This window comes from Enterobacter cloacae complex sp. I3 (assembly GCF_014896175.1).
In the GTDB taxonomy this organism is placed as follows: domain Bacteria; phylum Pseudomonadota; class Gammaproteobacteria; order Enterobacterales; family Enterobacteriaceae; genus Enterobacter; species Enterobacter bugandensis.
This window is the reverse complement of sequence record NZ_JADBQZ010000006.1, coordinates 92,338-113,793: the sequence shown is the minus strand read 5'-3', so window position 1 is coordinate 113,793 and position 21,456 is coordinate 92,338. Positions and strand designations below refer to the sequence as shown.

Sequence of the window (21,456 nt, the reverse complement as noted above, 5' to 3'; positions counted from 1 at the left end):
TTCTTTACGCCGGTACTGACGCTTTTTATCCCCCCTTTACGCCAGCTCTTTTAACCTGAGTTCACTGCCGCTACGGCTTCATTGAAGAATGACTATGAACTCGATAATGAATGCGTTTTTCCTCAAAAGTCTTCGCCCGTATTTTAACTTCCCCGGTTTATCACTCCCCGGCGCACTTAATTCTGGTCTCTGGCTGGATGAAAAAATTGACGCCCTGCAGCACAATATTGCCGTGGAAGTGGCCGACTATCTTGAACGCTACCCGCAGACGAAACACGTTGACGTTTACCTTAACGATATCAACGGCACGATGCGCGGCAAGCGCCTCACGGTGGAGAGCATGCTGAGTCTGGAAAAAGGCTGTTATTTTCCGCTTTCCGTCTACTCCATGGATCAGAAGGGAAAAATCGCCGCCCCGGTTTATGATGAACCCGACCGGCTGTGCGTCCCGGTCGCCGGTTCTCTGCGTCCCTGTCCGCAGGATCCGGAGCATACCGCGCAGATCCTGCTGACGATGAAGGATAGCGACGGTAACCCCTGCCCGCTTGAGCCACGCGCGATACTGCAGAACGTCGTGGCCCGCTTCCACCAGCACGGCCTTTTCCCGGTCATTGCCCCGGAAATCGAGTTTTACCTGACGGGACAGGGCGATCGCGATCCGCAAAATCAGGGCTGTTTTCACATGGACACCTCGTCGGCGCACGCGGCGCTTTTTGACGAACTGGAACAGCTGGCGCACCTTCAGCGCATCCCGCTGTCAGGGGTGGTAGCGGAAGCCGAGTCCGGACAGTACGAATTAAACCTGAAGCACAGCCAGCGCGTCGTAGAGGTCTGTGATAACGTGCTGGCCCTGCGCCGCCTGACCCGCTATGTCGCTGAAAAGCACGGTCTTCAGGCTAACTTTATGGCTAAGCCCTTCAGCCAGCTCTCCGGCAGCGGTTTGCACATCCATTTCAGCCTGAACAACAGCCGTGGCGAGAACGTTTTTGCCTCGCCGGTGAACGCGCTGAGCAGCATGATGCGCTTGTGCATCGCGGGCCAGCTGGCGCTGATGCCCGCCTCCGTCGCCATTCTTGCGCCGGGGGTCAACGCGTTTCGTCGCCTGCGAAAAAACCTGACGGAACCCGTCTTTAACTCGTGGGGGTATAACACCCGCTCCGCTGCCCTGCGCATTCCCTGCTCGGAAGAGAGCAACCGTCGTATCGAGTACCGACTGGCCGGAGCCGATGCGAATCCGTATCTGGTGGCGGCCACAATCCTGACCGGCATGCTGTTCGGGCTGGAACATATCGACGAGGGGGAACTCCCGGAACCGCAGCAGGACCAACCGGAACTCCCGCTGTTCCAGCAGGAGGCAATTGAGGCCTTCGCCCGCTGTCAGTATCTCACCGACAGCCTGGGCGACGCCTTTTCCGAACAGTGGGTCGCCTGCAAGCTTTCTGAACTCGAGTGGTTTGAGCGCATTGTGACGCAAGAAGAGTCCCATCTGGCATAGGCCATAAAAAAGCCCGCTCGGTGAGCGGGCCGGGTATGGCGAGTGACGATTACTTCTTACGGGCGTACTTCAGTGAATCCAGCGCCACCGCGAAGATGATGATGGCGCCCTTGATGATGTACTGCCAGTACGGGTTCACGCCAATGTAGGTCAACCCGTAGTTGATGACGGTAAAGATGATCACACCGGTGACCACGCCGAGCACGGTCCCCACCCCGCCGCTGAAGGAGACGCCGCCGACCACGCAGGCCGCAATCGCATCCAGCTCGTACATGAAGCCAAGGTTGTTCGTTGCGGAGCCGATACGGCCTGCTTCCAGCATCCCGCCGAAGGCGTAGAACACACCGGACAGCGCGTAAATCATCAGCAGGTTCAGGGCAACGTTTACCCCGGACACTTTCGCCGCTTCCGGGTTACCACCGATAGCGAAGATGTTTTTACCGAAGCGCGTTTTGTTCCACAGGATCCAGACGAACGCCACCGCAATCAGCGCATAGAAGGTAATGTACGACAGGCGGAAGCTGCCCAGCGCGATAAACCCCTGCGTGAAGGTGGAGAAGCCGCTGTCAAAGCCCGAAATCGGCGACGCGCCCACAAAGTCGTAGTACAGGGAGTTGATACCATAAACGATGATCATCGTACCCAGCGTGGTGATAAATGGCGTCACGTTCAGGTAAGCGATGATAATACCGTTGATCAGGCCAATCACCGCCCCGATGGCGCAGACAATCAGGATCACCACGAAAATCGGCATAGTCGCCATCTCCGGGAACACCTTGTTGGCGTTTTCCATCGACTGCAGCAGGGTTGCCGCAATAACCGCCGCCAGGCCGACCTGACGACCGGCAGAAAGGTCCGTCCCCTGGGTGACGATAAGGCCCGCCACGCCCAGCGCAATGATGATACGCACGGAGGACTGGGTCAGAATATTACTCAGGTTCAGCAGGCTTAAGAACGTAGGGTCCTGGAAAATAATAATGGCCAGCAGGACTAAAAGAACAACGTAAATACCGCCTTCTTTCAGGTAAGTGAGAAAACTTTTTTTATTTAACGCACTCATGAGGAGCCCCTGATCTTAAAGGTGCAAAGACGCAAGACGCAAAATTTCGTTTTGCGTTGTCGTTTTGGTGTCAACAATACCGGCAACGAGACCATTGCTCATAACCAGAATACGATCCGTGATCCCTAACAGTTCCGGCATTTCGGAAGAAATAATAATGATCCCTTTATTCTTTTTCGCCAGCTCGGCAATCAGCTGATAAATTTCAAACTTCGCGCCGACGTCAATACCGCGGGTCGGTTCATCCAGCATCAGAATTTCTGGCTGGGTTAATAACCAACGGCCAATAATAACTTTTTGCTGGTTACCACCGGAAAGCGAACCGATTTGGGTACGGTGGCCAGGCGTTTTCACGCGCATGGAGTCAATTACCCACTGGGTATCGCTCTTCATGCGGGAGTTATCCAGCAGCCCGACTTTGTTTTTGTAATTGCGAATATTAGAGATTAACGAGTTAAAGTTAATATCCAGATAAGCATAAATACCGGTCGAACGACGTTCTTCCGTCACCAGCGCAAAACCGTTATTAATGGCTTCGTTGGCATTATGGTTGTTAATTTTCTTCCCGTGCAGCGTGATGGTGCCGTCGGCCTTCTCGCGGATGCCAAACAGGGTTTCCACGATGTCGGTACGCTTTGCCCCTACCAGGCCAGCAATGCCAAGAATTTCGCCTTTGTGAAGGTCGAAAGAAACATCGCGGATGGACGGCTGGCGCAGCGAGGTCAGATTGCGCACTTCGAGGATTACTTCACCTGGCTTGTTCTCTTTGTCCGGGAAGCGCTGGTTCAGGGAACGGCCGACCATCATGGCGATGATCTTGTCCATGTCCAGCCCTTCAAGCGGCTGCGTGGCAATCCACTGGCCGTCGCGCAGGATGGTAATTTCATCGCACAGCTGGAAGATCTCTTCCATTTTGTGCGAGATGTACACAATGCCGCAGCCGCGTTCTTTCAGCTTACGAATAATGGTAAAAAGGTGATTAACCTCTTTTTCCGTTAATGACGAGGTAGGTTCATCCATGATGACGATTTTCGCATCATAGGAGAACGCTTTGGCAATTTCGATCATCTGCATCTGGGAAACGGATAATGTCCCCACGCGGGCGCGCGGATCGATATCAATATCCAGCTCATCGAAAATCGCTTTGGTGTCGCGATACATTTTATCCTGATCGACAAACACACCTTTAGTTGGGTAACGTCCCAACCACATGTTATCCATTACCGAGCGTTGCAGTACCAGGTTTAATTCCTGGTGAACCATCGAGATACCGTTTTCCAGCGCTTCTTTCGCTGAATGGAAATCGATCTCTTTCCCCTGAAAAAGAATGCTGCCAGAATCTTTTTGATAGATCCCAAAAAGACATTTTAATAACGTTGATTTACCCGCACCGTTCTCCCCCATTAATGCATGAATAGAGTGAGGACGGACTTTTAAATTAACATTATCGAGTGCCTTAACACCGGGGAAGGACTTGTTGACGCCTGTCATTTCCAACAAGTATTCACCGGACGACTGAGTAGTTGTGCTGACCATAATTATACCTTGTTGGCCTCGCATATCGCGTTATAAAAGGGCGCAACGAATTGCGCCCAGTGAAGACAAAACGAAGATCTTATTTACCGATAAACTCAGCCAGGTTGGACTGGTCTACGCCCACGTAAGGCACGCGAACGATTTTGTTGTCAATTTTCCAGTTGGTGCCATCCGCCGCGCCTTTACCGTCGGCGAGGTTTTTCGCCAGATCGAAGGTCGCTTTCGCCTGGTTGTTGGCATCGTTCAGAACGGTACCGGCCATCGCGCCAGATTTAACCAGCGCCAGCGCTTCCGGCAGGGCATCCACGCCAAATACCGGGATGGACGATTTATTGTGGGCTTTCAGCGCTTCAACCGCACCCATTGCCATCGCATCGTTGTTGGCAATGACCACTTCGATTTTGTTCGCGTTCGGGCCAGACAGCCACGCGTCCATCTTATCTTTCGCCTGAGCGGTGTCCCACATCGCGGTATCTAACGCCAGCTGCTGGGTTTTCAGGCCCTTGTCGTTCAGCTCTTTGATAACATAGGTGGTACGCGCTTCAGCATCCGGGTGGCCAGGCTCGCCTTTCAGCAGCACGAACTGGATCTGACCGTCTTTGTTCAGGTCCCAGTTCGGGTTCGCCGCCCAGTGCTTCGCGATCAGATCGCCCTGAATAATGCCGGACTCTTTAGAGTCAGTACCGACGTAATACGCTTTGTCATAGCTGTCCAGCGCTTTACGGGAAGGTTCTTTGTTGAAGAAGACGATTGGCACGTTCTGGCCGCGCGCTTTCTCAATAACCGTGCCTGCTGCAGCCGGGTCAACCAGGTTGATCGCCAGGGCCTTAACGCCTTTAGCCAGCAGAACGTCGATCTGATCGTTCTGTTTGGACTGGTCGTTCTGGGAGTCATTCATCAGCAGCTGTACGTCTGGCGCTGCTTTCGCATCTTTCTCAATTGCTTTACGCACAACAGACATGAAGTTGTCGTCGTATTTATAGATGGTCACACCAATACGGGTATCCGCAGCGTGCGCTGCTGCACCAAAAAGCATGCTTGCCATTACAGCAGACAGGGTCAACACCTTCTTATTCATGGTATCTCCGGTTTTTTTATGCAGGGTAGTTCTTGTGAATAACGATCGGCAGGCAGGTGTTAATAAAACGTTACTGACAGCCGACGTTCACTTATAAAATTTCTATCTTCCGTGGTCGGTAACGCTCCAGAAATGCGTTTTATTCGTTGTTTGCGGCACATTGGCTATGGTGAAAGCGAATAATCACCGTTACATAGCGTTTCAGCCCCTAAAACGCTGACATCATAGTCAGCGCCTTGTTAAGATACTGTGAATTTACTCACAGATTGAAAACGGTTACATCACCTGGTGTAATCAGTTAGTGATCGGAACCACAATTTGCCGGGCGGCGACGGAATGACGACGCACCAGCGTCGGCATGAAGCAGTGAGTTGCCCCCGGATCCAGCAGCCCTGCCGCTCCCTGCAGCGCCAGCTCGGTCGCCAGTTTTGCCATAGAAGCAATGGGATAGCGCACCGTAGTCAGCTGCGGGTCGGTGTAACGGGCAATCGGAATATCATCGAAACCAATCAATGACAAATGCTGTGGCACCGCAATGCCGTTATCCTTCAGCGCAGTCAGCGCACCTGCCGCCATGCTGTCGTTATAGGCAAACACGGCAGAAAGCTGCAGATTGCGGCCCAGCAGTTCCACCATTGCCGCCTCACCGCCCTGCATATCCGGCGTGCCGGTGCCAATCCAGCTTTCTGATGGCGTAATACCGTGCTCTTTCAGGGCGTTTTGCCACCCCTCACGCCGCAGCTCGTCATCTTCAATGTGATGGCTGGATGCCAGATAGCCGATCCGCTGATGGCCGTTATTGATGAGCATTTTGGTGGCCATCATGGCGCCGCTGACGTTATCCAGCCCGACACAGCGGTGGGCATAGCCCGGGACGATGCGGTTGATCAACACCATGCCCGGGATCTGCTCCATAAACCCGACCAACTCTTCATCGCTTAAGGCTTTTGAGTGAACAATCAGGGCGTTGCAGCGCTGGCGGATCAGCACTTCAATGGCATAACGCTCCTTTTCCGCCTCGTGATAGCTGTTGCCAATCAGCACGTATTTCTGATGCTGCTGGGCGACCACATCGACCGCTTTCACCAGCGCACCGAAAAAGGCGTCCGAGACATCCATTACCACCACGCCGATGGTATCGCTGACCTGTGTTGCCAGCGCCTGCGCGTTGGCATTTGGCCGGTACCCGAGCTGGGTCACGGCTTTCATTACGGTTTCACGGGTTTCAGGGCTGACCAGCGCGCTGTTGTTCAGCACGCGGGAGACGGTAGCCACAGAAACGCCCGCCAGACGGGCGACGTCACGAATGGTGATCATATTCACCATCCTTCAAAGAATTGCAGCAACTCACAGACACCCCCTGTGTTTAGCAAGGTGGCTATTTTGGCAGCGAGAGAAAGGGGACTACGTGAAGAAGCTCACACTCATGAAAACGCTTACATCCGTTTTGTTAATGATTGTGATCCAGATCGTTATCTGGATGTATTACTCAATGATACCCCCGAAGCATGTGCGGTTAACTGACGCCACCCCCATTCCAGCGGTCCCTGGCGGAAATAACGCAGCCAGATGACAGAAAACGCCAGGTTTACTATCCAGACCGGAATAACAAACGCCAGTAGTCCGAGGCGGTCGAATTTCATAAACAGGCCAAAGCGATAGAAAATCGTGGTGCAGATCAGCGTCTGCAGGAGGTAATTACTTAACGCCATCCGCCCAACGCAGGCTACGGCGCTGACGATCCACAGGCGAGAAAGCTGCGGCCAGAAACCATAGATCAGCGCCGCATAGCCGATGGTCTGGAACGGCGCGCTCAATTCACGCGGCGCCTGCAGCAGGAACGCGCACCAGCGGTAATCCCAGTGAAGGTGCCACTGCGCCATTACCGCCGGAAGGTTAATCAGCACGCCCAGCAGGACCAGCCCCGCGCCGGTGCGGCGGTAGTGCCGCAGGCTGAATTCCCCTTTCAGCCAGCCGGTGCGCATCAGTGACGCGCCCATCAGCATCATGCCCGCCAGCTGCCAGCCGTATTGCGCCCCCAGGGCAAGCAGATTGTCGCCCAGCATATCCGCACGGTTGCTTATCGCTTCCGTACCGCCCTTCAGCTTCCAGTACTGCTCGTACTGGAGGTTAGCGGCGTCCGGGATCCAGGAACGGTTTGTCGCGTCACCGGAGATCAGCCCCAGCAAAAGCAGGACACCGAGCCCCATGAGATAGAGCATCACGCCGGTGTTAAACAGGCTTTTCACGCTGTGCGCGTCGCGAATCAGCCGCCAGCAGATCAGCCCGACTAACCCATAAGCGAGAAGAATATCACCGTCCCAGAAGAACAGGCCGTGGATAAAGCCGAGAATTGCCAGTAGCGTTAAGCGCGACTGGATCCAGCGCGTGCCGCGTTTGAGCAGAAGCTGCAGGCCCGCGCCAAACAGCAGCGCAAACAGCGTGAGGAATTTAACCTGAGCAAACAGGTCGAGGATCGCCCACGTCCATGCATCGCTTCGGGTGATGTCGCCGTACCAGGCGGGATTGAGGTAAGCGGCCTTCGGCAGACCGAAGGCGCTGATATTCAGCAGCAGGATACCCAGAATGGCGACGCCGCGAACAAAATCGAGCGTGACGTTTCGCTCCATGGTCCCTGCCCTGTCTGATTAGTTGTGGTGACGCACGGCGCGCAGGAACTCCTGGCGGGTGTTCTGGCTCGATTTAAACAGGCCGCCCAGCGAGGTGGTGGTGGTCGCACTGGTCGCATCACGCACGCCGCGCGCTTTCACGCAGTAGTGCACCGCATCAATAGAGACCGCCACGTTATTGGTACCCAGCAGCGTTTGCAGCGCGATCAGGATCTGCTGCGTCAGACGCTCCTGCACCTGAGGGCGCTGCGCGAAGAACTGCACAATACGGTTGATCTTCGACAGGCCAATCACCGTGTCTTTCGGGATATACGCCACGGTCGCTTTACCGTCGATGGTCACGAAATGGTGCTCGCAGGTGCTGGTCAGCGTAATATCACGGACCGTCACCATCTCATCCACCTTCATCTTGTTTTCGATGACGGTAATTTTCGGGAAGTTGGCGTAATCCAGTCCGGAGAAAATTTCGTCAACGTACATTTTAGCGATACGCTTGGGCGTCTCCATCAGGCTGTCATCGCTCAGATCGAGATTCAGCAGTTGCATGATCTCGGTCATATGCCCGGAAATCAATCTTTTACGGGTTTCATTGTCCATATCCTGAACGGGCGGACGCAGTGGCGTTTCAAGACCGCGCGCGAGCAGGGCTTCGTGGACCAGGGCAGCTTCTTTACTGAGTGATGACATTTTGTTCTCCTGCAGGTGTGGCGTCTTTCGCCCTCGTTGTGGCAAAAGTATGCGCTCATTGTGCGTGAGGCGACGCACATAATCCAGTATTCACGACGATAATTATTGCAATTGCTGTTGCCTTTCAGCGTGGCGATTCCAGACCAGGGCACCCGCGACAAACAGCGCAACGCCAGCCAGCCCCAGCGCAGGCTCCAGCCGGTGGGTTAGCCAGGTTGATAACGCCGAGGTCACCGGCCCCACCAATTGCCCGATGGCATACCCGGTGGTGAGCAGCCCCGCCATATAGCGCGTGTGGTTCGGTGCCAGCTCGCGGCCGTATAAAAGAGAGAGCTGTACCGCGCAGAGGAACCCGCCGCCCACCAGCAGCCCGCCCGTCAGCAAGCCGCCAATGCCCGGCAGCAGCCAGGCTGCCAGCACGCCCGCACCCTGTAACCACAGCACTATCGCCAGCCTGCGGTTAGCCGTTGAGGTGTGGCGCAAAAGAATGCTGAGCGCAATCCCCACCACGGCCGCGGCACCAAAAATCGGCCAGACAAACTGGGCAAACAGGCTGCCGGGAAAACGCACCGCCGCCATTTGCGAAAGGAAGGTCGCCGGAAGGATATAGCCAAATCCCGCCAGGCTGTAGCTCCAGACCAGGCGCTTGAGATCCGTCGTCAGCACCAGCGGCTCTGGCGCGCTGCCGGGTCGATGAAGCTGTCCGGAACGCGGCAGATAGCGCGCCACCAGCGCGACCAATACCAGCGCCAGCACGCCGTAGATTTGCCACGCCGCACCGGCCGAAAGGGATTTCGCCTGAATATAGACCGCGAGCAGGCCGCTCAGGGCGATGCCCGCGCCTGGTCCGGCAAACACGGCGGCGCTGAGCCCCGGTTTACCCAGCTGCCCCAGCCGCTCGTTGCTCCAGGCGGCAATCAGCACCATTGACCAGCCGCTCATGCAGCCAATCACAAAGCGCAGCAGGCCGTGCACAACGGCGTTATCCGCGGCGGCGGAGAGCAGGGTCAGCGCAACCGCACCGGTGATGCCAAGCCAGAGTCGCGTTTCAACAAAGCGGTGCGCCCGCATGGCATCCCATGCGCCCACCAGATAGCCCAGATAATTCATCGCCGCCACCAGACCTGCGCTGGTGAGCGTGAGTTGCCCGGCGGCAATCATCAGCGGCACCTGAGGCGTAAAGGCGAAGCGCCCTATCCCCATCGCCACCACCAGAACGACAAACCCACTAAGCGCAATACGCAGCGCCATGACCGCTCCAATTGTTAAAGAAAAGTAAATTTATGATGCAGCATCTCGCCGTTCCGCGAAAGTGAAAGTTGCTCACAGGTAAATGAAAACGCTGTATTATGGCTCTAATGAATAGCTATTCTCATTAAGGAGCCCTGCATGGAACTGCTCAAAGAGCACCGTTGTTTTGAAGGTCGACAGCAGCGCTGGCGGCACGACTCCACCACGCTGAACTGCGCCATGACGTTTAGCATTTTCCTGCCCCCGACGGAAAATCCGCCGGTACTGTTCTGGCTTTCAGGCCTGACGTGTAATGACGAAAACTTCACTACCAAAGCGGGCGCGCAGCGTATTGCGGCCGAGCTGGGCATTGCGCTGGTGATGCCCGACACCAGCCCGCGCGGCGATGATGTGGCGGACGATGCCGGGTACGACCTGGGCAAAGGTGCCGGATTTTATCTCAACGCCACCGAGCAGCCGTGGGCGAGCCATTACCGCATGTATCACTACATTCGCGACGAGCTGCCAGCGCTGATTAAGGCCGAATTTACGGTGAGCGACCGCTGCGCCATCAGCGGCCACTCCATGGGCGGGCACGGGGCGTTAATCATGGCGCTGAAAAACCCGGGGAAATACACCAGCGTCTCTGCGTTCGCGCCGATTGTGAACCCAACGCAGGTGCCGTGGGGACAAAAAGCTTTCACAAACTATCTGGGTAAAGATGAAGAGAAATGGCAGGAATGGGATAGCTGCGCGCTGATGCTGGCAAGCCGGACGGAAGATGCGATTCCGATGCTTATCGACCAGGGTGATGCGGATCAGTTCCTCGCCGGACAGTTACAGCCTGCGGTTCTGGCTGAAGCGGCGCGCCAGAAGGACTGGCCGCTGACGCTGCGCATTCAGGCGGGATACGATCACAGCTATTACTTTATGGCGTCCTTTATTGAAGATCATCTCCGCTTCCATGCGGAACATCTGTTCAGGTAAGTTCAGCCTTTTTGCCCGGTAGCCTCCTGCATACCGGGCCTTTCCCCTCCCCCTCATTTACATAGTTCTATCCGCTTGAATCCAGGCTGGTTTCCTTTCACCTCCTTCAAACACAAATGATTTCAATTATCATTTGTGTTTACAATTCTACATTCTTTTGTACAATTCCAGGCTCTTCTCCATCTTAAAGAGTTCTTAAAAGACAAAAACATACAGTTCTCAGGGTTATCCCGATGGAGTTTTATTCATTTTTATACGGAATGTACAAATGACAATACCCCGCATTAAGCTCCTGGCCGTCGCCGTTGGCGCTGCCACATTCACCCCTCTCGTTCACGCAGCCGATCAGGACACCGTTGTCGTCACCGCGACGGGTTTTGAACAAAAGATCCAGAATGCCCCCGCCTCCATCTCTGTTATTTCGAAACAGCAGATTGAAGATAAAGCCTACCGTGATGTTACCGATGCCCTGAGAGACGTCCCGGGCGTGGTCGTCACCGGCGGCGGGAGTAGCAGTGATATCAGCATTCGCGGCATGGCATCTCAGTACACCTTGTTCCTCGTGAACGGCAAACGCGTCAGTACGCGAAGCACCCGCCCAAACAGCGACAACTCGGGTATTGAACAAGGCTGGCTGCCGCCGCTGGAGTCCATTGAGCGCATTGAGGTTATCCGCGGCCCAATGTCCTCACTTTACGGCTCCGATGCGATGGGTGGCGTCATCAACGTCATTACCAAAAAAGTCTCAAACACTAAAGCCTGGACCGGTTCGTTGCACGGCGATGCAACCTTCCAGGAAAACCATGATTCCGGCGATATCTTCCAGACCAACGCCTACGCTTCTGGTCCCCTGATTGACGGTCTGCTTGGCGCAAAAGTGACGGGGCTGTTGTCACGCCGCGCCGAAGATAAAATCGTGAACGGGTATAACGAGCAGAAAATGCGTAACGGTGGCATTACCCTGAACTTCACCCCGGATGAGAAGAACGATTTCGATCTTGATTTTGCTCGCGAGCTTCAGGACAGAAACAGCACGCCAGGGATGTCGAAAGCGGCTGAAACCTGCCGGGGAACGACCTGTAAGCCAAATACTAAAAGCGACTCACGCTATGAGCACACAACTTACTCCTTAACCCACAGCGGGTATTACGACGACTTCAATACCACCAGCTATATCCAGCAGGAAGAGACCAATAATCCAGGTCGCAAAATGCGCTCGTATAACACCACCTTCAACAACCAGAACCAGATTTTCCTCGGCGATCATACGTTGACCCTCGGCGGGCAGTATCGGTATGAGAAACTGCGCGACGAGGGCAATCAGCTGGAAGCTGCGGACGGCCTGAACAAACTGACGCGCTGGAGCTGGGCCCTGTTTGCCGAAGATGAATGGTCAATGACGGAAAGCTTTACATTGACCGGCGGCCTGCGTATGGACAAAGACCAAAACTACGGGACGAACTGGACGCCGCGCGGTTACGGCGTATGGCACCTGGCCGATCACTGGACGTTGAAAGGCGGGGTTTCGGCTGGCTATCGTGCGCCGGATCTGCGGCAGTCGTCTGCCAGTTGGGGCCAGGTAACGGGTGGCGGCCGTCTTGACGGTATCATCGTTGGCAACCCGGATCTGAAACCAGAGAAGAGCCTGAGCGAAGAGCTCGCCCTGCTCTGGGATAACAACGATAACCTGAATGCCGGCGTGACGCTGTTTAATACCGACTTCAAGGACAAGATTACGGAAGTTCGCCGCTGTAACAGCAGCGCCGATCCCGCCTGTACGATTGGCGATCACAGCTATGATTTCGTGAGCGACCGCGTTAACGTGGACAAAGCCAACATGCGCGGCGTGGAGTCCTCCTTCGGCTGGAAAATCTCGCGCGATGTAAACTGGACCGCAAACTATACCTATACCGAATCTGAGCAGAAGAGCGGTCAGTTCTCAGGCAAGCCGCTGAACAAGATGCCGAAGCACATGTTCAACACCACCCTGGACTGGCAGGCGACGCCCGACGTAGGTTTCTGGAGCCGTCTGAACCTTCGCGGTAAAACGTCTGAGTACCTGAGCCGCACGTCAATGTCCCAAGGCACACCGTCCTACACTCAGGTTGATGTCGGTCTGCGCTACAACGCGAACAAAAACCTGCTGGTTACCGCCGGTGTGTATAACGTGCTGGATAAGCAGATTGACTACGACACGTATGACACCGTGCTGGACGGGCGTCGCTATACGGTTGGCATGACCTACAGCTTCTGATCTGCCCATAAAAAAGCCCGCTCGGTTGAGCGGGCTGAAAGAGAGGAAGCGCGGTTATTGTTTAAATCGTTCCGGGAAATCCATTTCACTGTAGCGAACGAAGCGGGTTCCTTTCGTCAGTTTGTAGCCAAACCAGATGATCAGGAACAGCGGAATACCAATGTAGGTCGCCGTGACGGCACCCCAGTCAATGGTGTCCGCAAGGAAGGCCTCATAGTTCTGACCCAGAGTAATGATCAGGCACAGAACGAAGGCGAAAATCGGCCCCAGCGGGAAGAACCCTGAACGGTACGGCAGGTTATTCAGGTCATGACCCTGCATGACGTAGCCGCGACGGAAACGGTAGTGGCTGATGGCAATGCCCAGCCAGGCGATAAAGCCCGTCATCCCGGAGGTGTTAAGCAGCCACAGGTACACCGTCTGGTTGCCGAACATGGAGGTCAGGAAGCACAGGCCGGCAATCACCGTGGTGGCATACAGCGCGTTGCGCGGTACGCCGCCGCGGGACAGTTTCGAGAAAATGCGCGGCGCTTTGCCGTCGCAGGCCAGGGTATAAAGCATACGGGTGGAGGCGTACATGCCGGAGTTACCCGCCGACAGCACCGCCGTCAGGATCACCGCATTCATTACCGCCGCCGCTGAGAGCAGGCCCGCGTGCTGGAAGACCAGGGTGAACGGGCTGACGCTGATGTCTTTCACGTCGTTACGCAGCAGGCTTGGATCGGTATACGGAATGATCAGGCTGATAATCAAAATAGCGAACACGTAGAACAGCAGGATACGCCAGAACACCTGACGCACCGCGCGCGGAATGTTCTTCTCCGGGTTTTCGGATTCACCGGCCGCGATACCAATCAGCTCCGTTCCCTGGAAGGAGAAGCCGACAATCATCGCCACGCCAATCATCGCCGAGAAGCCCCCGGCAAACGGCGCGTCGCCGATGGTCCAGTTACTCCAGCCCGCAGGTTCAGCCCCTTTGAAAATACCCACGATCATCGCCACGCCGACGACGATAAAGATGATGACGGTTGCCACTTTGATCAAAGAGAACCAGTATTCCGCTTCGCCAAAGCCGCGCACGGAGATGTAGTTCAGCAGGAAGATGACGGCGAGGAACAGGGCGCTCCAGATCCAGCCCGGCGTGTCCGGGAACCACCAGGTCATCACCAGCTGCGCGGCGACGAGGTCCACGGCGATGGTGACGGCCCAGTTGTACCAGTAGTTCCAGCCCAGCGCGAAGCCGAAGCCTTCCTCAACGTATTTTTGTCCGTAGGTCGAAAACGAACCTGACACCGGCATGTATGCCGCCAGTTCGCCCAGGCTGGTCATCAGGAAATAAACCATCAGGCCAATCAGGATATAAGAGAATAATGCCCCACCCGGGCCGGCTGCCGAAATCGTTGCGCCAGAGGCAACGAAAAGACCTGTACCGATAGAGCCGCCAATGGCGATCATCGTCAGGTGACGCGCCTTGAGTTCACGACGTAGCGTGGGCGCTTCTGTGGTTTTAGTTTCTGAAACCATGTGAAAATGCTGTCCATTTAATAAATGAGGCGCGATTGTAGCAGACGATCTGCGTTCCTTCCGGCAGAAATACCCTGTTATAAGAGAGCTTCATGACGCGTCCAGGATTATAAGTAACGCATTATTTTTCCCTCTCCCCTTTGGGGTGAGGGGCGCTTTTACATCTCGCAGTAGCGCAGAAAACGCTGCAGCGAACTGGACAGGTGTTTCTGACGATGGTGGATGCACCACAGCGTGCGCACCAGTTTTGGCAGCGGAACGGGGATTTCCACCAGCGATCCGGTCTCCAGCTGTTCGGCAATCACCCGCCGGGAAAGACAGCTGATGCCCAGGCCATGACGCACCGCGTGCTTAATCGCCTCTGAGTTTCCCAGCTCCATTCCCAGCTGGAAATGCGGCAGATGCGACAGCAGCAGGTAGTCGACAATCTCGCGCGTGCCGGAACCCTGCTCGCGGAGGATCCACTGCGCCTGCGCCAGCCGCTCCAGCGTCACCTCGCCCTGCAATAACGACGAGGCCGGAGACGCAAACACCACCAGCTCATCCTCCAGCCAGGGCTCGGCAATGATATCGACGTTGTGGCAAGGACCTTCGATAAGTCCGATATCCACGCGGAAATCAATCACCGCGTTGATCACGTCCTGGCTGTTACCCACGCTCAACTCCAGCGGCAGGGTCGGGAAATCCCGGCGGTAGCGGGCAATCACTTCCGGCAGGATGTAATTGCCGATGGTGCTGCTGGCAAATACGCGGATCGCGCCGTTGTCCTCGCGGAACAGCTGCTCGATTTCAATAGCCTGCTCCAGCAGCGCCAGCGCGCGCGGGTAAAGCAGGCGGCCATGTTCGTTGACCACCAGTCGCTTCCCTACCCTGTCAAACAGCTGGACGCCCAGCTGGCCTTCGAGATCGGTCAACGCCGCGCTGACGGCAGACTGCGAGAGCGCCAGCATTTGTGACGCCTGGGTCGTCGAGCCGCTTTTCAGCACCTCGGCAAACACTTCCAGCTGACGCAATGTAATGTGCATGGTTGCTTACCACTTATAAAGATTGATTATAAATATATAATCAATTTTATTTTTAAGCCAGCGCGCCGTAACCTTTAGCCAGACAAAGGAGAAGGTTATGTCAGAAATCACCTTACAACATCATCGTACAGTGTGGCACTTCGTGCCCGGCCTTGCGCTCAGCGCCGTCGTCACCGGCGTGGCCTTATGGGGCGGCAGTATTCCGGCAGTGGCCGGTGCAGGGTTCAGCGCGTTAACGCTGGCCATTTTGCTCGGCATGGTAGTCGGGAACACCGTTTACCCCCACATCTGGAAATCCTGCGACGGCGGCGTGATTTTCGCCAAGCAGCATTTATTACGTCTCGGGATTATCCTTTACGGCTTCCGTCTCACCTTTTCGCAGATTGCGGACGTGGGCGTCAGCGGGATTGCCATTGACGTCCTGACGCTGACCAGCACCTTTTTACTGGCGTGCTTTATCGGTCAGAAAGTGTTTGGCCTGGATAAGCAAACCAGCTGGTTAATCGGCGCAGGCAGCAGCATCTGCGGCGCGGCGGCAGTGCTGGCAACAGAACCCGTCGTTAAAGCCGAAGCCAGTAAAGTGACGGTGGCGGTCGCGACGGTGGTTATCTTCGGTACACTGGCGATCTTCCTGTATCCGGCCATGTACCCGCTGGTGGCGCACTGGTTTAGCCCGGAAACCTACGGCATCTATATTGGCTCAACCATGCACGAAGTGGCGCAGGTGGTGGCGGCAGGTCACGCCATTAACCCGGAAGCGGAAAACGCGGCGGTCATTGCCAAAATGCTGCGCGTGATGATGCTGGCCCCGTTCCTGATTTTCCTCGCGGCCCGTGTTAAACAGCTGGCACCGGCTGGCGGCAGCGAGAAGAGCAAAATCACCATTCCGTGGTTTGCGATCCTGTTCATCGTGGTCGCTATCTTTAACTCCTTCCACCTGCTGCCAAAAGCGGTAGTGGAGATGCTGGTGACGCTGGATACGGTGCTGCTGGCGATGGCGATGGCGGCGCTGGGGGTGACCACGCACGTCAGCGCGCTGAAAAAAGCCGGTGCGAAGCCGCTGCTGATGGCGTTGGTGCTCTTCATCTGGCTGATTGTCGGCGGCGGTGCGATTAACCTCGCCGTGCACAGCCTGATGGCATAAACCATCTCGTCCTTCTCCTGTTAACCCGCTATCATAAGCGTTTCGGGTTAACAGGAGTTTTTTTATGAAATACGTTGGAGCGCACGTCAGCGCTGCAGGTGGCCTGGCGAATGCCGCCATTCGCGCCGCCGAAATCGAGGCGACCGCTTTCGCCCTGTTCACCAAAAACCAGCGCCAGTGGCGCGCCGCGCCGCTCACCGCTGAGGTCATTGACGATTTCAAAGCCGCCTGTGAAAAATACCATTACGGGCCGGGCCAGATCCTTCCCCACGACAGCTATCTGATTAACCTCGGGCATCCGGTGCAGGAAGCGCTGGATAAGTCCCGCGAGGCGTTCCTTGATGAAGTGCAGCGCTGCGAACAGCTCGGGCTGACGCTGCTGAACTTCCATCCGGGTAGTCATCTGATGCAGATTGATGAAGATGCCTGTCTGGCGCGCATTGCCGAATCCATCAACATGACGCTGGATAAGACCAAAGGCGTCACCGCAGTGATTGAAAACACGGCTGGTCAGGGCAGCAACCTCGGCTTTAGGTTTGAACATCTGGCGGCAATCATTGACGGCGTGGAAGATAAGTCTCGCGTGGGCGTATGCATTGATACCTGCCACGCGTTTGCCGCCGGGTATGACCTGCGCACCACCGAGGCCACGAAAAATACTTTCGAGGAGTTCGAGCGCGTTGTTGGCTTTAAATATCTTCGCGGTATGCACCTGAACGATGCGAAAAGCGCGTTCGGCAGCCGCGTTGACCGCCACCACAGCCTGGGCGAAGGCAATATCGGTCACGATGCCTTCCGCTTTATTATGCAGGACGCCCGCTTCGACGGTATTCCGATGGTGCTGGAAACCATCAATCCGGATATCTGGGCGGAGGAGATTGCCTGGCTGAAGGCTCAGCAAACCGCAGAACAGGCGGCATAAAAAAAGCCGGGTTGCATTAGCACCCGGCTTTTTTATTTCTTAGTGCTTACGCTGCTTTTGCCACAACTTCCGCTTCCGGACGTTTCAGCACCGCGTAAGACAGGCCTGCCACCAGCGTACCGGCAACAATCGCCAGCAGATAACCCAGTACCGGGGTGATGGCGCCAGGGATCAGCAGGACGAACAGACCGCCGTGCGGTGCCATCAGCTTCGCGCCAATCGCCATGGAGATGGCACCCGTTACCGCGCCGCCGACGATACAGCACGGCAGAACACGCATTGGGTCACGCGCCGCGAACGGAATCGCACCTTCGGTGATGAAGCACAGGCCCAGCACCAGCGCCGCTTTACCGCCTTCCTGTTGCGCTTTGTCGAACTTACGACGGGCAATAATCGTCGCCAGGCCAAGCGCCAGCGGTGGCACCATACCGGCCGCCATGATCGCCGCCATCGGCGCGTAAGTCTGGGTACTCAGCAGGCCAACGCCAAAGGCGTATGCCGCTTTGTTCACCGGGCCACCCATGTCGGTACACATCATGCCGCCGAGGATTGCGCCCAGCAGCACCGCGTTCGCCGTGCCCATGGTTTGCAGCCAGTGGGTCAGGCCCGCCAGGATACCCGCAACCGGCTTACCAATCAGGTAGATCATCGCCAGACCGACCACCAGGCTGGAGATGAGCGGAATGATCAGGATTGGCTTCAGCGCCTCCATACTCTGCGGCAGCTTCAGCTTCGAGCTAATCAGCTTCGCGACGTAACCCGCGAGGAAACCGGCGATGATACCGCCAATAAAGCCGGAGCCGGTGCTCACTGCCAGCATACCGCCGATAAGACCCGGGGTCAGACCCGGACGGTCAGCGATGGAGAAAGCGATAAAGCCCGCCAGCACCGGCACCATCAGCGCGAACGCTGAACCGCCGCCGATCTGCATCAGCGCAGCCGCAAGCGTCCCTTCTTCTTTAAATGCCGTAATACCAAACGCGAACGACAGTGCGATACACAGGCCGCCCGCAACCACCATCGGCAGCATGTAGGACACGCCTGTCAGCAGGTGACGGTATGCGCCCGCAGACTCTTTTTTACCTTCGGTCGGCGTTTTTACTGCGCCGGTGGCCTGATACGGTTTGGCTTCTGCCAGGGCCTTATCAAACTCCTGCGCGGTCTTTTTCAGCGCCAGGCCGGTAGAGGTGCGGTACATCGGTTTGCCGGCAAATTTCGCCAGATCCACTTCGATATCTGCCGCCACAATCACCAGATCGGCCTCAGCGACCTCTTCCGGCGTAATGGCATTGCCCGCACCCACGGAGCCACGGGTTTCAACCTTCACCCACCAGCCGCGTTTTTTCGCTTCGGTTTCAATGGCTTCAGCCGCCATAAAGGTGTGCGCCACGCCCGTCGGGCAGGCCGTGACCGCGACAACACGTTTCGGACCCGAGGCCGCAGCCGGAGCCGCTGCGACAGGCGCGCTGTAGACGGTCGCGTGACCTTTCGCTTCGCTCAGGAACAGTTCCGGGTGTGCCACCGCGCGATTAATATCGCCCAGCCACACTTTTTTGCCGTTCAGCGCGCTGTCAGCGGGAATTTTATCGCCCAGGACAATCGCCAGTTCGGCATCGCCTGGGTTATCAATGATGTCCAGGTGTGCTTTTTGTGCCGCCGCGCCCAGCAGGGTCTTCGCCATGTAGGCGCGAGCCTGTCCGAGACCGGAGTCAATGATCAGCAGCGTTTTCATTATTCCTCTCCTGCTGTTAGTTAAAAGGTTTTAAGTCAACGCGCGCCATCATCGCGGCTAACTGGGTACGATCGGTAATACCGACATTGCTCTGGCTCACGGCCAGGGCTGCAACGGCGGTGGCAAGACGTAACGTATGTTCACTGGATTCACGCATCAGCAGGCCGTAAATCAGGCCGCCAACCATAGAATCCCCTGCGCCAACGGTGCTCACTACTTCCATTGACGGCGGTTTGGCAATCCATTCACCTGAAGCGTTAACCCACAACGCCCCTTCTGCACCCAGCGAGATCACCACGTGAGCAATACCCTGCTCGCGCAGCGCATGGGCGGCCTCAATCACATCTTTTAATTCCGGCAGCTTACGGCCTGCCCAGATCTCCAGCTCGCGGCGGTTTGGCTTCACCAGCCACGGAGAGGCTTTCAGACCCGCCACCAGCGCATCGCGGCTGCTGTCGAAGATAATGCACGGGCACTGGCTGCGCAGGCGCGTCATCCAGTCGGTAAACGCTTCCGGGCTGACGCCGGACGGCAGGCTGCCGCTGACGCACACCATGTCGAACTGGCCCAGCCAGGTCAGGGAGTCGGTCACAAAGCGCTCCCAGTCAGCTGGCGTCACTTCGAAACCGGAGAAGTTAAGATCGGTCACTTCGCCGTCTTTTTCCGTCAGCTTAACGTTGATGCGGGTACGGCCCTGCACAACCTGGAAACGGTTGGCAATGCCCAGCTCGCTGAACAGCTGCTGGAAGCCATCCTGGTTATCTTTACCGAGGAATCCGCCCACGGTGACGTCGATACCGAGATCCTTGAGCACCTTCGCGACGTTAATCCCTTTGCCCGCAGCATGCAGGCCAGTGGTACGCACAAGGTTAACTTCGCCGCGCTCAATTTCCGGGCAAAACCCCACCAGGTCATAAGCCGGGTTCAGCGTAATAGTCGCAACACGTCTGCTCATTATGCGCCCTCCCCCAGACCTGCCGCGATGGCGTCGCCAATTGCTTTCAGCGCCTGTTCAGCATCTGCGCCCTGCGCGGTGAAGCGCAGGCGATGGCCTTTCTTCACGCCCAGCGCGACGACTTTCATCAGGCTACGGCCGTTGGCCGGTTTGCCCGAACCATCCAGGTTGGTCACGGTAATCTCGCTTTCAAATTGTTTAATGGTGTTGACCAGCATGGTGCCCGGACGGGCATGCAGGCCGTGTTCGTTACGCACCACGAACTCGGCGTTCAGCACGTCGTCCGTTAGCGCGTCGTCGCTGGTCAGCAGCGCCAGCACGGTCGCCGCATCAGCGTTCAGCAGTTTTTCAGCTTTATTGTTCAGCAGCAGATCGCCCAGACGCTTCAGCACCGAAACCGGCTGCTCATCGTTCATCGCCACGGTCACCAGCATGGCTGCTGTCTCGCCCTCGACGTCGAACGCGGTGGCGGCGCGGCTCACTGCAATTGCGCTGCGCAGGTTGCCTTCAGCGCTGTCGTTCAGCCAGATGCCCTGGCCGAGATTCAGCGGTTTATCGTTAATCACGCGCGTCACAAAGGTGGCATCAGCGGCACCCGCTTCTTTCAGGCGACCCGCGTTCAACGCCTGCAGCGTGACCAGGTCGGAGGCCACAACATCCAGCGTCAGCGTGTCGTTATCCAGCTTCAGCGCTTCACTCTGTTTTTCGCCCATCAGCAACGCCCGCAGCTCTTCAGCGGTTGTTGCAGCCTTCAGCTGTTCCGCCACGGAGTCATCGCTCAGGACATGCGTCAGCTGACGCAGCAGACCTAAGTGTTCGTCGCTGCTCGCCGCGATACCGATAGCAACATAAGCCACCTGGCCGTCGCCCCAGAGCACGCCCTGCGGGAACTGATAGACCTTAACGCCGGTTTTCAGCACCTGGTCGCGGGTGTCGGTTGTGCCGTGCGGAATGGCAATGCCATTGCCGAGGAAGGTGGAGGTCTGCTGCTCGCGCGCCAGCATACCGTTTACGTAGCCGTCCGCGACGTTACCCGCCTGCACAAGGGCAGCGGCAACCTGACGAATAGCCTCTTCTTTATCCCCGGCCTGAGCGCCCGGGTGAATATCCTGAACAGATAACTGGAACATGGTTCTCCTCTCCTGCTGAAATTGAATCGTTTCAGCTTACATGAGAAAAAATGCGCTAGCCTGCTCC

At 56.4% G+C, this 21,456-nt stretch carries 17 protein-coding genes; 5 read left to right on the top strand and 12 right to left on the bottom strand.

Going from position 1 to position 21,456, the window contains the following annotated elements; all coding sequences use genetic code 11:
* Positions 1 to 106 precede the first annotated feature (106 nt).
* Entirely contained in the window at positions 107 to 1,495 is a 1,389-nt protein-coding gene (locus tag IM271_RS06165) for a glutamine synthetase family protein (protein WP_193052358.1), read from the top strand.
* A 49-nt stretch (positions 1,496 to 1,544) separates the two neighbouring features.
* On the opposite strand, the gene mglC is transcribed toward IM271_RS06165, so the two are convergent.
* From mglC to IM271_RS06130, 7 genes are all read right to left on the bottom strand, one after another.
* Entirely contained in the window at positions 1,545 to 2,555 is a 1,011-nt protein-coding gene (gene mglC, locus IM271_RS06160; RefSeq protein ID WP_013097952.1) for a galactose/methyl galactoside ABC transporter permease MglC, read from the bottom strand.
* Between the two features lie 15 nt (positions 2,556 to 2,570).
* A complete protein-coding gene (gene mglA / locus IM271_RS06155) occupies positions 2,571 to 4,091 on the bottom strand; it encodes a galactose/methyl galactoside ABC transporter ATP-binding protein MglA (RefSeq protein WP_028013859.1) in 1,521 nt (506 codons plus the stop codon).
* Positions 4,092 to 4,170: 79 nt separating this feature from the next.
* The gene (mglB, locus tag IM271_RS06150) at positions 4,171 to 5,169 is read right to left on the bottom strand and encodes a galactose/glucose ABC transporter substrate-binding protein MglB (protein WP_008500923.1); all 999 of its coding nucleotides are present in this window, start codon (positions 5,167 to 5,169) and stop codon (positions 4,171 to 4,173) included.
* 294 nt (positions 5,170 to 5,463) lie between these two features.
* Positions 5,464 to 6,486: an HTH-type transcriptional regulator GalS gene (galS, locus tag IM271_RS06145; RefSeq protein ID WP_048960194.1), complete on the bottom strand. Its 1,023-nt coding sequence runs from the start codon at positions 6,484 to 6,486 to the stop codon at positions 5,464 to 5,466.
* Positions 6,487 to 6,641: 155 nt separating this feature from the next.
* Positions 6,642 to 7,799, bottom strand: a complete 1,158-nt coding sequence (yeiB, locus tag IM271_RS06140; RefSeq protein ID WP_193052319.1) for a DUF418 domain-containing protein YeiB — start codon at positions 7,797 to 7,799, stop codon at positions 6,642 to 6,644.
* A gap of 18 nt (positions 7,800 to 7,817) precedes the next feature.
* Positions 7,818 to 8,486, bottom strand: coding sequence for a GTP cyclohydrolase I FolE (folE, locus tag IM271_RS06135; protein ID WP_047363083.1), 669 nt, complete (start codon positions 8,484 to 8,486; stop codon positions 7,818 to 7,820).
* Positions 8,487 to 8,588: 102 nt separating this feature from the next.
* Entirely contained in the window at positions 8,589 to 9,737 is a 1,149-nt protein-coding gene (locus IM271_RS06130; protein ID WP_041909011.1) for a YbfB/YjiJ family MFS transporter, read from the bottom strand.
* 138 nt (positions 9,738 to 9,875) lie between these two features.
* On the opposite strand from IM271_RS06130, the gene fghA reads away from it, so the two are divergent.
* Both fghA and IM271_RS06120 read left to right on the top strand, forming a co-directional pair.
* Positions 9,876 to 10,703, top strand: coding sequence for an S-formylglutathione hydrolase (gene fghA / locus IM271_RS06125; RefSeq protein WP_193052318.1), 828 nt, complete (start codon positions 9,876 to 9,878; stop codon positions 10,701 to 10,703).
* Between the two features lie 268 nt (positions 10,704 to 10,971).
* The gene (locus IM271_RS06120) at positions 10,972 to 12,957 is read left to right on the top strand and encodes a ligand-gated channel protein (protein ID WP_028013864.1); all 1,986 of its coding nucleotides are present in this window, start codon (positions 10,972 to 10,974) and stop codon (positions 12,955 to 12,957) included.
* A 54-nt stretch (positions 12,958 to 13,011) separates the two neighbouring features.
* Here the strand turns inward: IM271_RS06120 and IM271_RS06115 are convergent, their stop codons facing one another.
* Together IM271_RS06115 and yieE are read right to left on the bottom strand one after the other, a co-directional pair.
* Positions 13,012 to 14,481, bottom strand: coding sequence for an amino acid permease (locus IM271_RS06115; protein ID WP_028013865.1), 1,470 nt, complete (start codon positions 14,479 to 14,481; stop codon positions 13,012 to 13,014).
* 158 nt (positions 14,482 to 14,639) lie between these two features.
* The gene (gene yieE, locus IM271_RS06110; RefSeq protein WP_028013866.1) at positions 14,640 to 15,506 is read right to left on the bottom strand and encodes a DNA-binding transcriptional regulator YeiE; all 867 of its coding nucleotides are present in this window, start codon (positions 15,504 to 15,506) and stop codon (positions 14,640 to 14,642) included.
* 97 nt (positions 15,507 to 15,603) lie between these two features.
* Here yieE and IM271_RS06105 point away from each other — a divergent pair, with 97 nt between their 5' ends.
* Positions 15,604 to 16,650 (top strand): YeiH family protein, encoded by a 1,047-nt coding sequence (locus IM271_RS06105; protein ID WP_028013867.1) that lies wholly within the window; start codon positions 15,604 to 15,606, stop codon positions 16,648 to 16,650.
* A 64-nt stretch (positions 16,651 to 16,714) separates the two neighbouring features.
* Positions 16,715 to 17,572 (top strand): deoxyribonuclease IV, encoded by an 858-nt coding sequence (gene nfo, locus IM271_RS06100; RefSeq protein WP_041909003.1) that lies wholly within the window; start codon positions 16,715 to 16,717, stop codon positions 17,570 to 17,572.
* Between the two features lie 46 nt (positions 17,573 to 17,618).
* Here nfo and fruA read toward each other — a convergent pair whose 3' ends face one another.
* Genes fruA through fruB form a run of 3 tightly spaced genes read right to left on the bottom strand, consistent with a single transcriptional unit; the run spans position 17,619 to position 21,389 of the window.
* On the bottom strand, positions 17,619 to 19,304 hold the full coding sequence (gene fruA, locus IM271_RS06095; protein ID WP_049000371.1) for a PTS fructose transporter subunit IIBC: 1,686 nt from the start codon (positions 19,302 to 19,304) through the stop codon (positions 17,619 to 17,621).
* 16 nt (positions 19,305 to 19,320) lie between these two features.
* Positions 19,321 to 20,259 (bottom strand): 1-phosphofructokinase, encoded by a 939-nt coding sequence (gene fruK, locus IM271_RS06090; RefSeq protein ID WP_010433510.1) that lies wholly within the window; start codon positions 20,257 to 20,259, stop codon positions 19,321 to 19,323.
* Complete coding sequence (fruB, locus tag IM271_RS06085) at positions 20,259 to 21,389, bottom strand: fused PTS fructose transporter subunit IIA/HPr protein (protein WP_192986575.1); 1,131 nt, start codon at positions 21,387 to 21,389, stop codon at positions 20,259 to 20,261. The genes fruK and fruB overlap by 1 nt, the downstream gene beginning before the upstream one ends.
* Positions 21,390 to 21,456 lie beyond the last annotated feature (67 nt).

Excerpts from the sequence above, each read along its gene's own strand:
- IM271_RS06115 (WP_028013865.1), bottom strand. The coding sequence starts at position 14,481 with ATGGTTTCAGAAACTAAAACCACAGAAGCGCCCACGCTACGTCGTGAA.
- yieE (WP_028013866.1), bottom strand. The coding sequence starts at position 15,506 with ATGCACATTACATTGCGTCAGCTGGAAGTGTTTGCCGAGGTGCTGAAA.
- mglA (WP_028013859.1), bottom strand. The coding sequence starts at position 4,091 with ATGGTCAGCACAACTACTCAGTCGTCCGGTGAATACTTGTTGGAAATG.
- folE (WP_047363083.1), bottom strand. The coding sequence starts at position 8,486 with ATGTCATCACTCAGTAAAGAAGCTGCCCTGGTCCACGAAGCCCTGCTC.
- fghA (WP_193052318.1), top strand. The coding sequence starts at position 9,876 with ATGGAACTGCTCAAAGAGCACCGTTGTTTTGAAGGTCGACAGCAGCGC.
- mglB (WP_008500923.1), bottom strand. The coding sequence starts at position 5,169 with ATGAATAAGAAGGTGTTGACCCTGTCTGCTGTAATGGCAAGCATGCTT.
- nfo (WP_041909003.1), top strand. The coding sequence starts at position 16,715 with ATGAAATACGTTGGAGCGCACGTCAGCGCTGCAGGTGGCCTGGCGAAT.
- fruA (WP_049000371.1), bottom strand. The coding sequence starts at position 19,304 with ATGAAAACGCTGCTGATCATTGACTCCGGTCTCGGACAGGCTCGCGCC.
- fruB (WP_192986575.1), bottom strand. The coding sequence starts at position 21,389 with ATGTTCCAGTTATCTGTTCAGGATATTCACCCGGGCGCTCAGGCCGGG.
- IM271_RS06105 (WP_028013867.1), top strand. The coding sequence starts at position 15,604 with ATGTCAGAAATCACCTTACAACATCATCGTACAGTGTGGCACTTCGTG.
- yeiB (WP_193052319.1), bottom strand. The coding sequence starts at position 7,799 with ATGGAGCGAAACGTCACGCTCGATTTTGTTCGCGGCGTCGCCATTCTG.
- IM271_RS06165 (WP_193052358.1), top strand. The coding sequence starts at position 107 with ATGAATGCGTTTTTCCTCAAAAGTCTTCGCCCGTATTTTAACTTCCCC.
- IM271_RS06120 (WP_028013864.1), top strand. The coding sequence starts at position 10,972 with ATGACAATACCCCGCATTAAGCTCCTGGCCGTCGCCGTTGGCGCTGCC.
- mglC (WP_013097952.1), bottom strand. The coding sequence starts at position 2,555 with ATGAGTGCGTTAAATAAAAAAAGTTTTCTCACTTACCTGAAAGAAGGC.
- IM271_RS06130 (WP_041909011.1), bottom strand. The coding sequence starts at position 9,737 with ATGGCGCTGCGTATTGCGCTTAGTGGGTTTGTCGTTCTGGTGGTGGCG.
- galS (WP_048960194.1), bottom strand. The coding sequence starts at position 6,486 with ATGATCACCATTCGTGACGTCGCCCGTCTGGCGGGCGTTTCTGTGGCT.
- fruK (WP_010433510.1), bottom strand. The coding sequence starts at position 20,259 with ATGAGCAGACGTGTTGCGACTATTACGCTGAACCCGGCTTATGACCTG.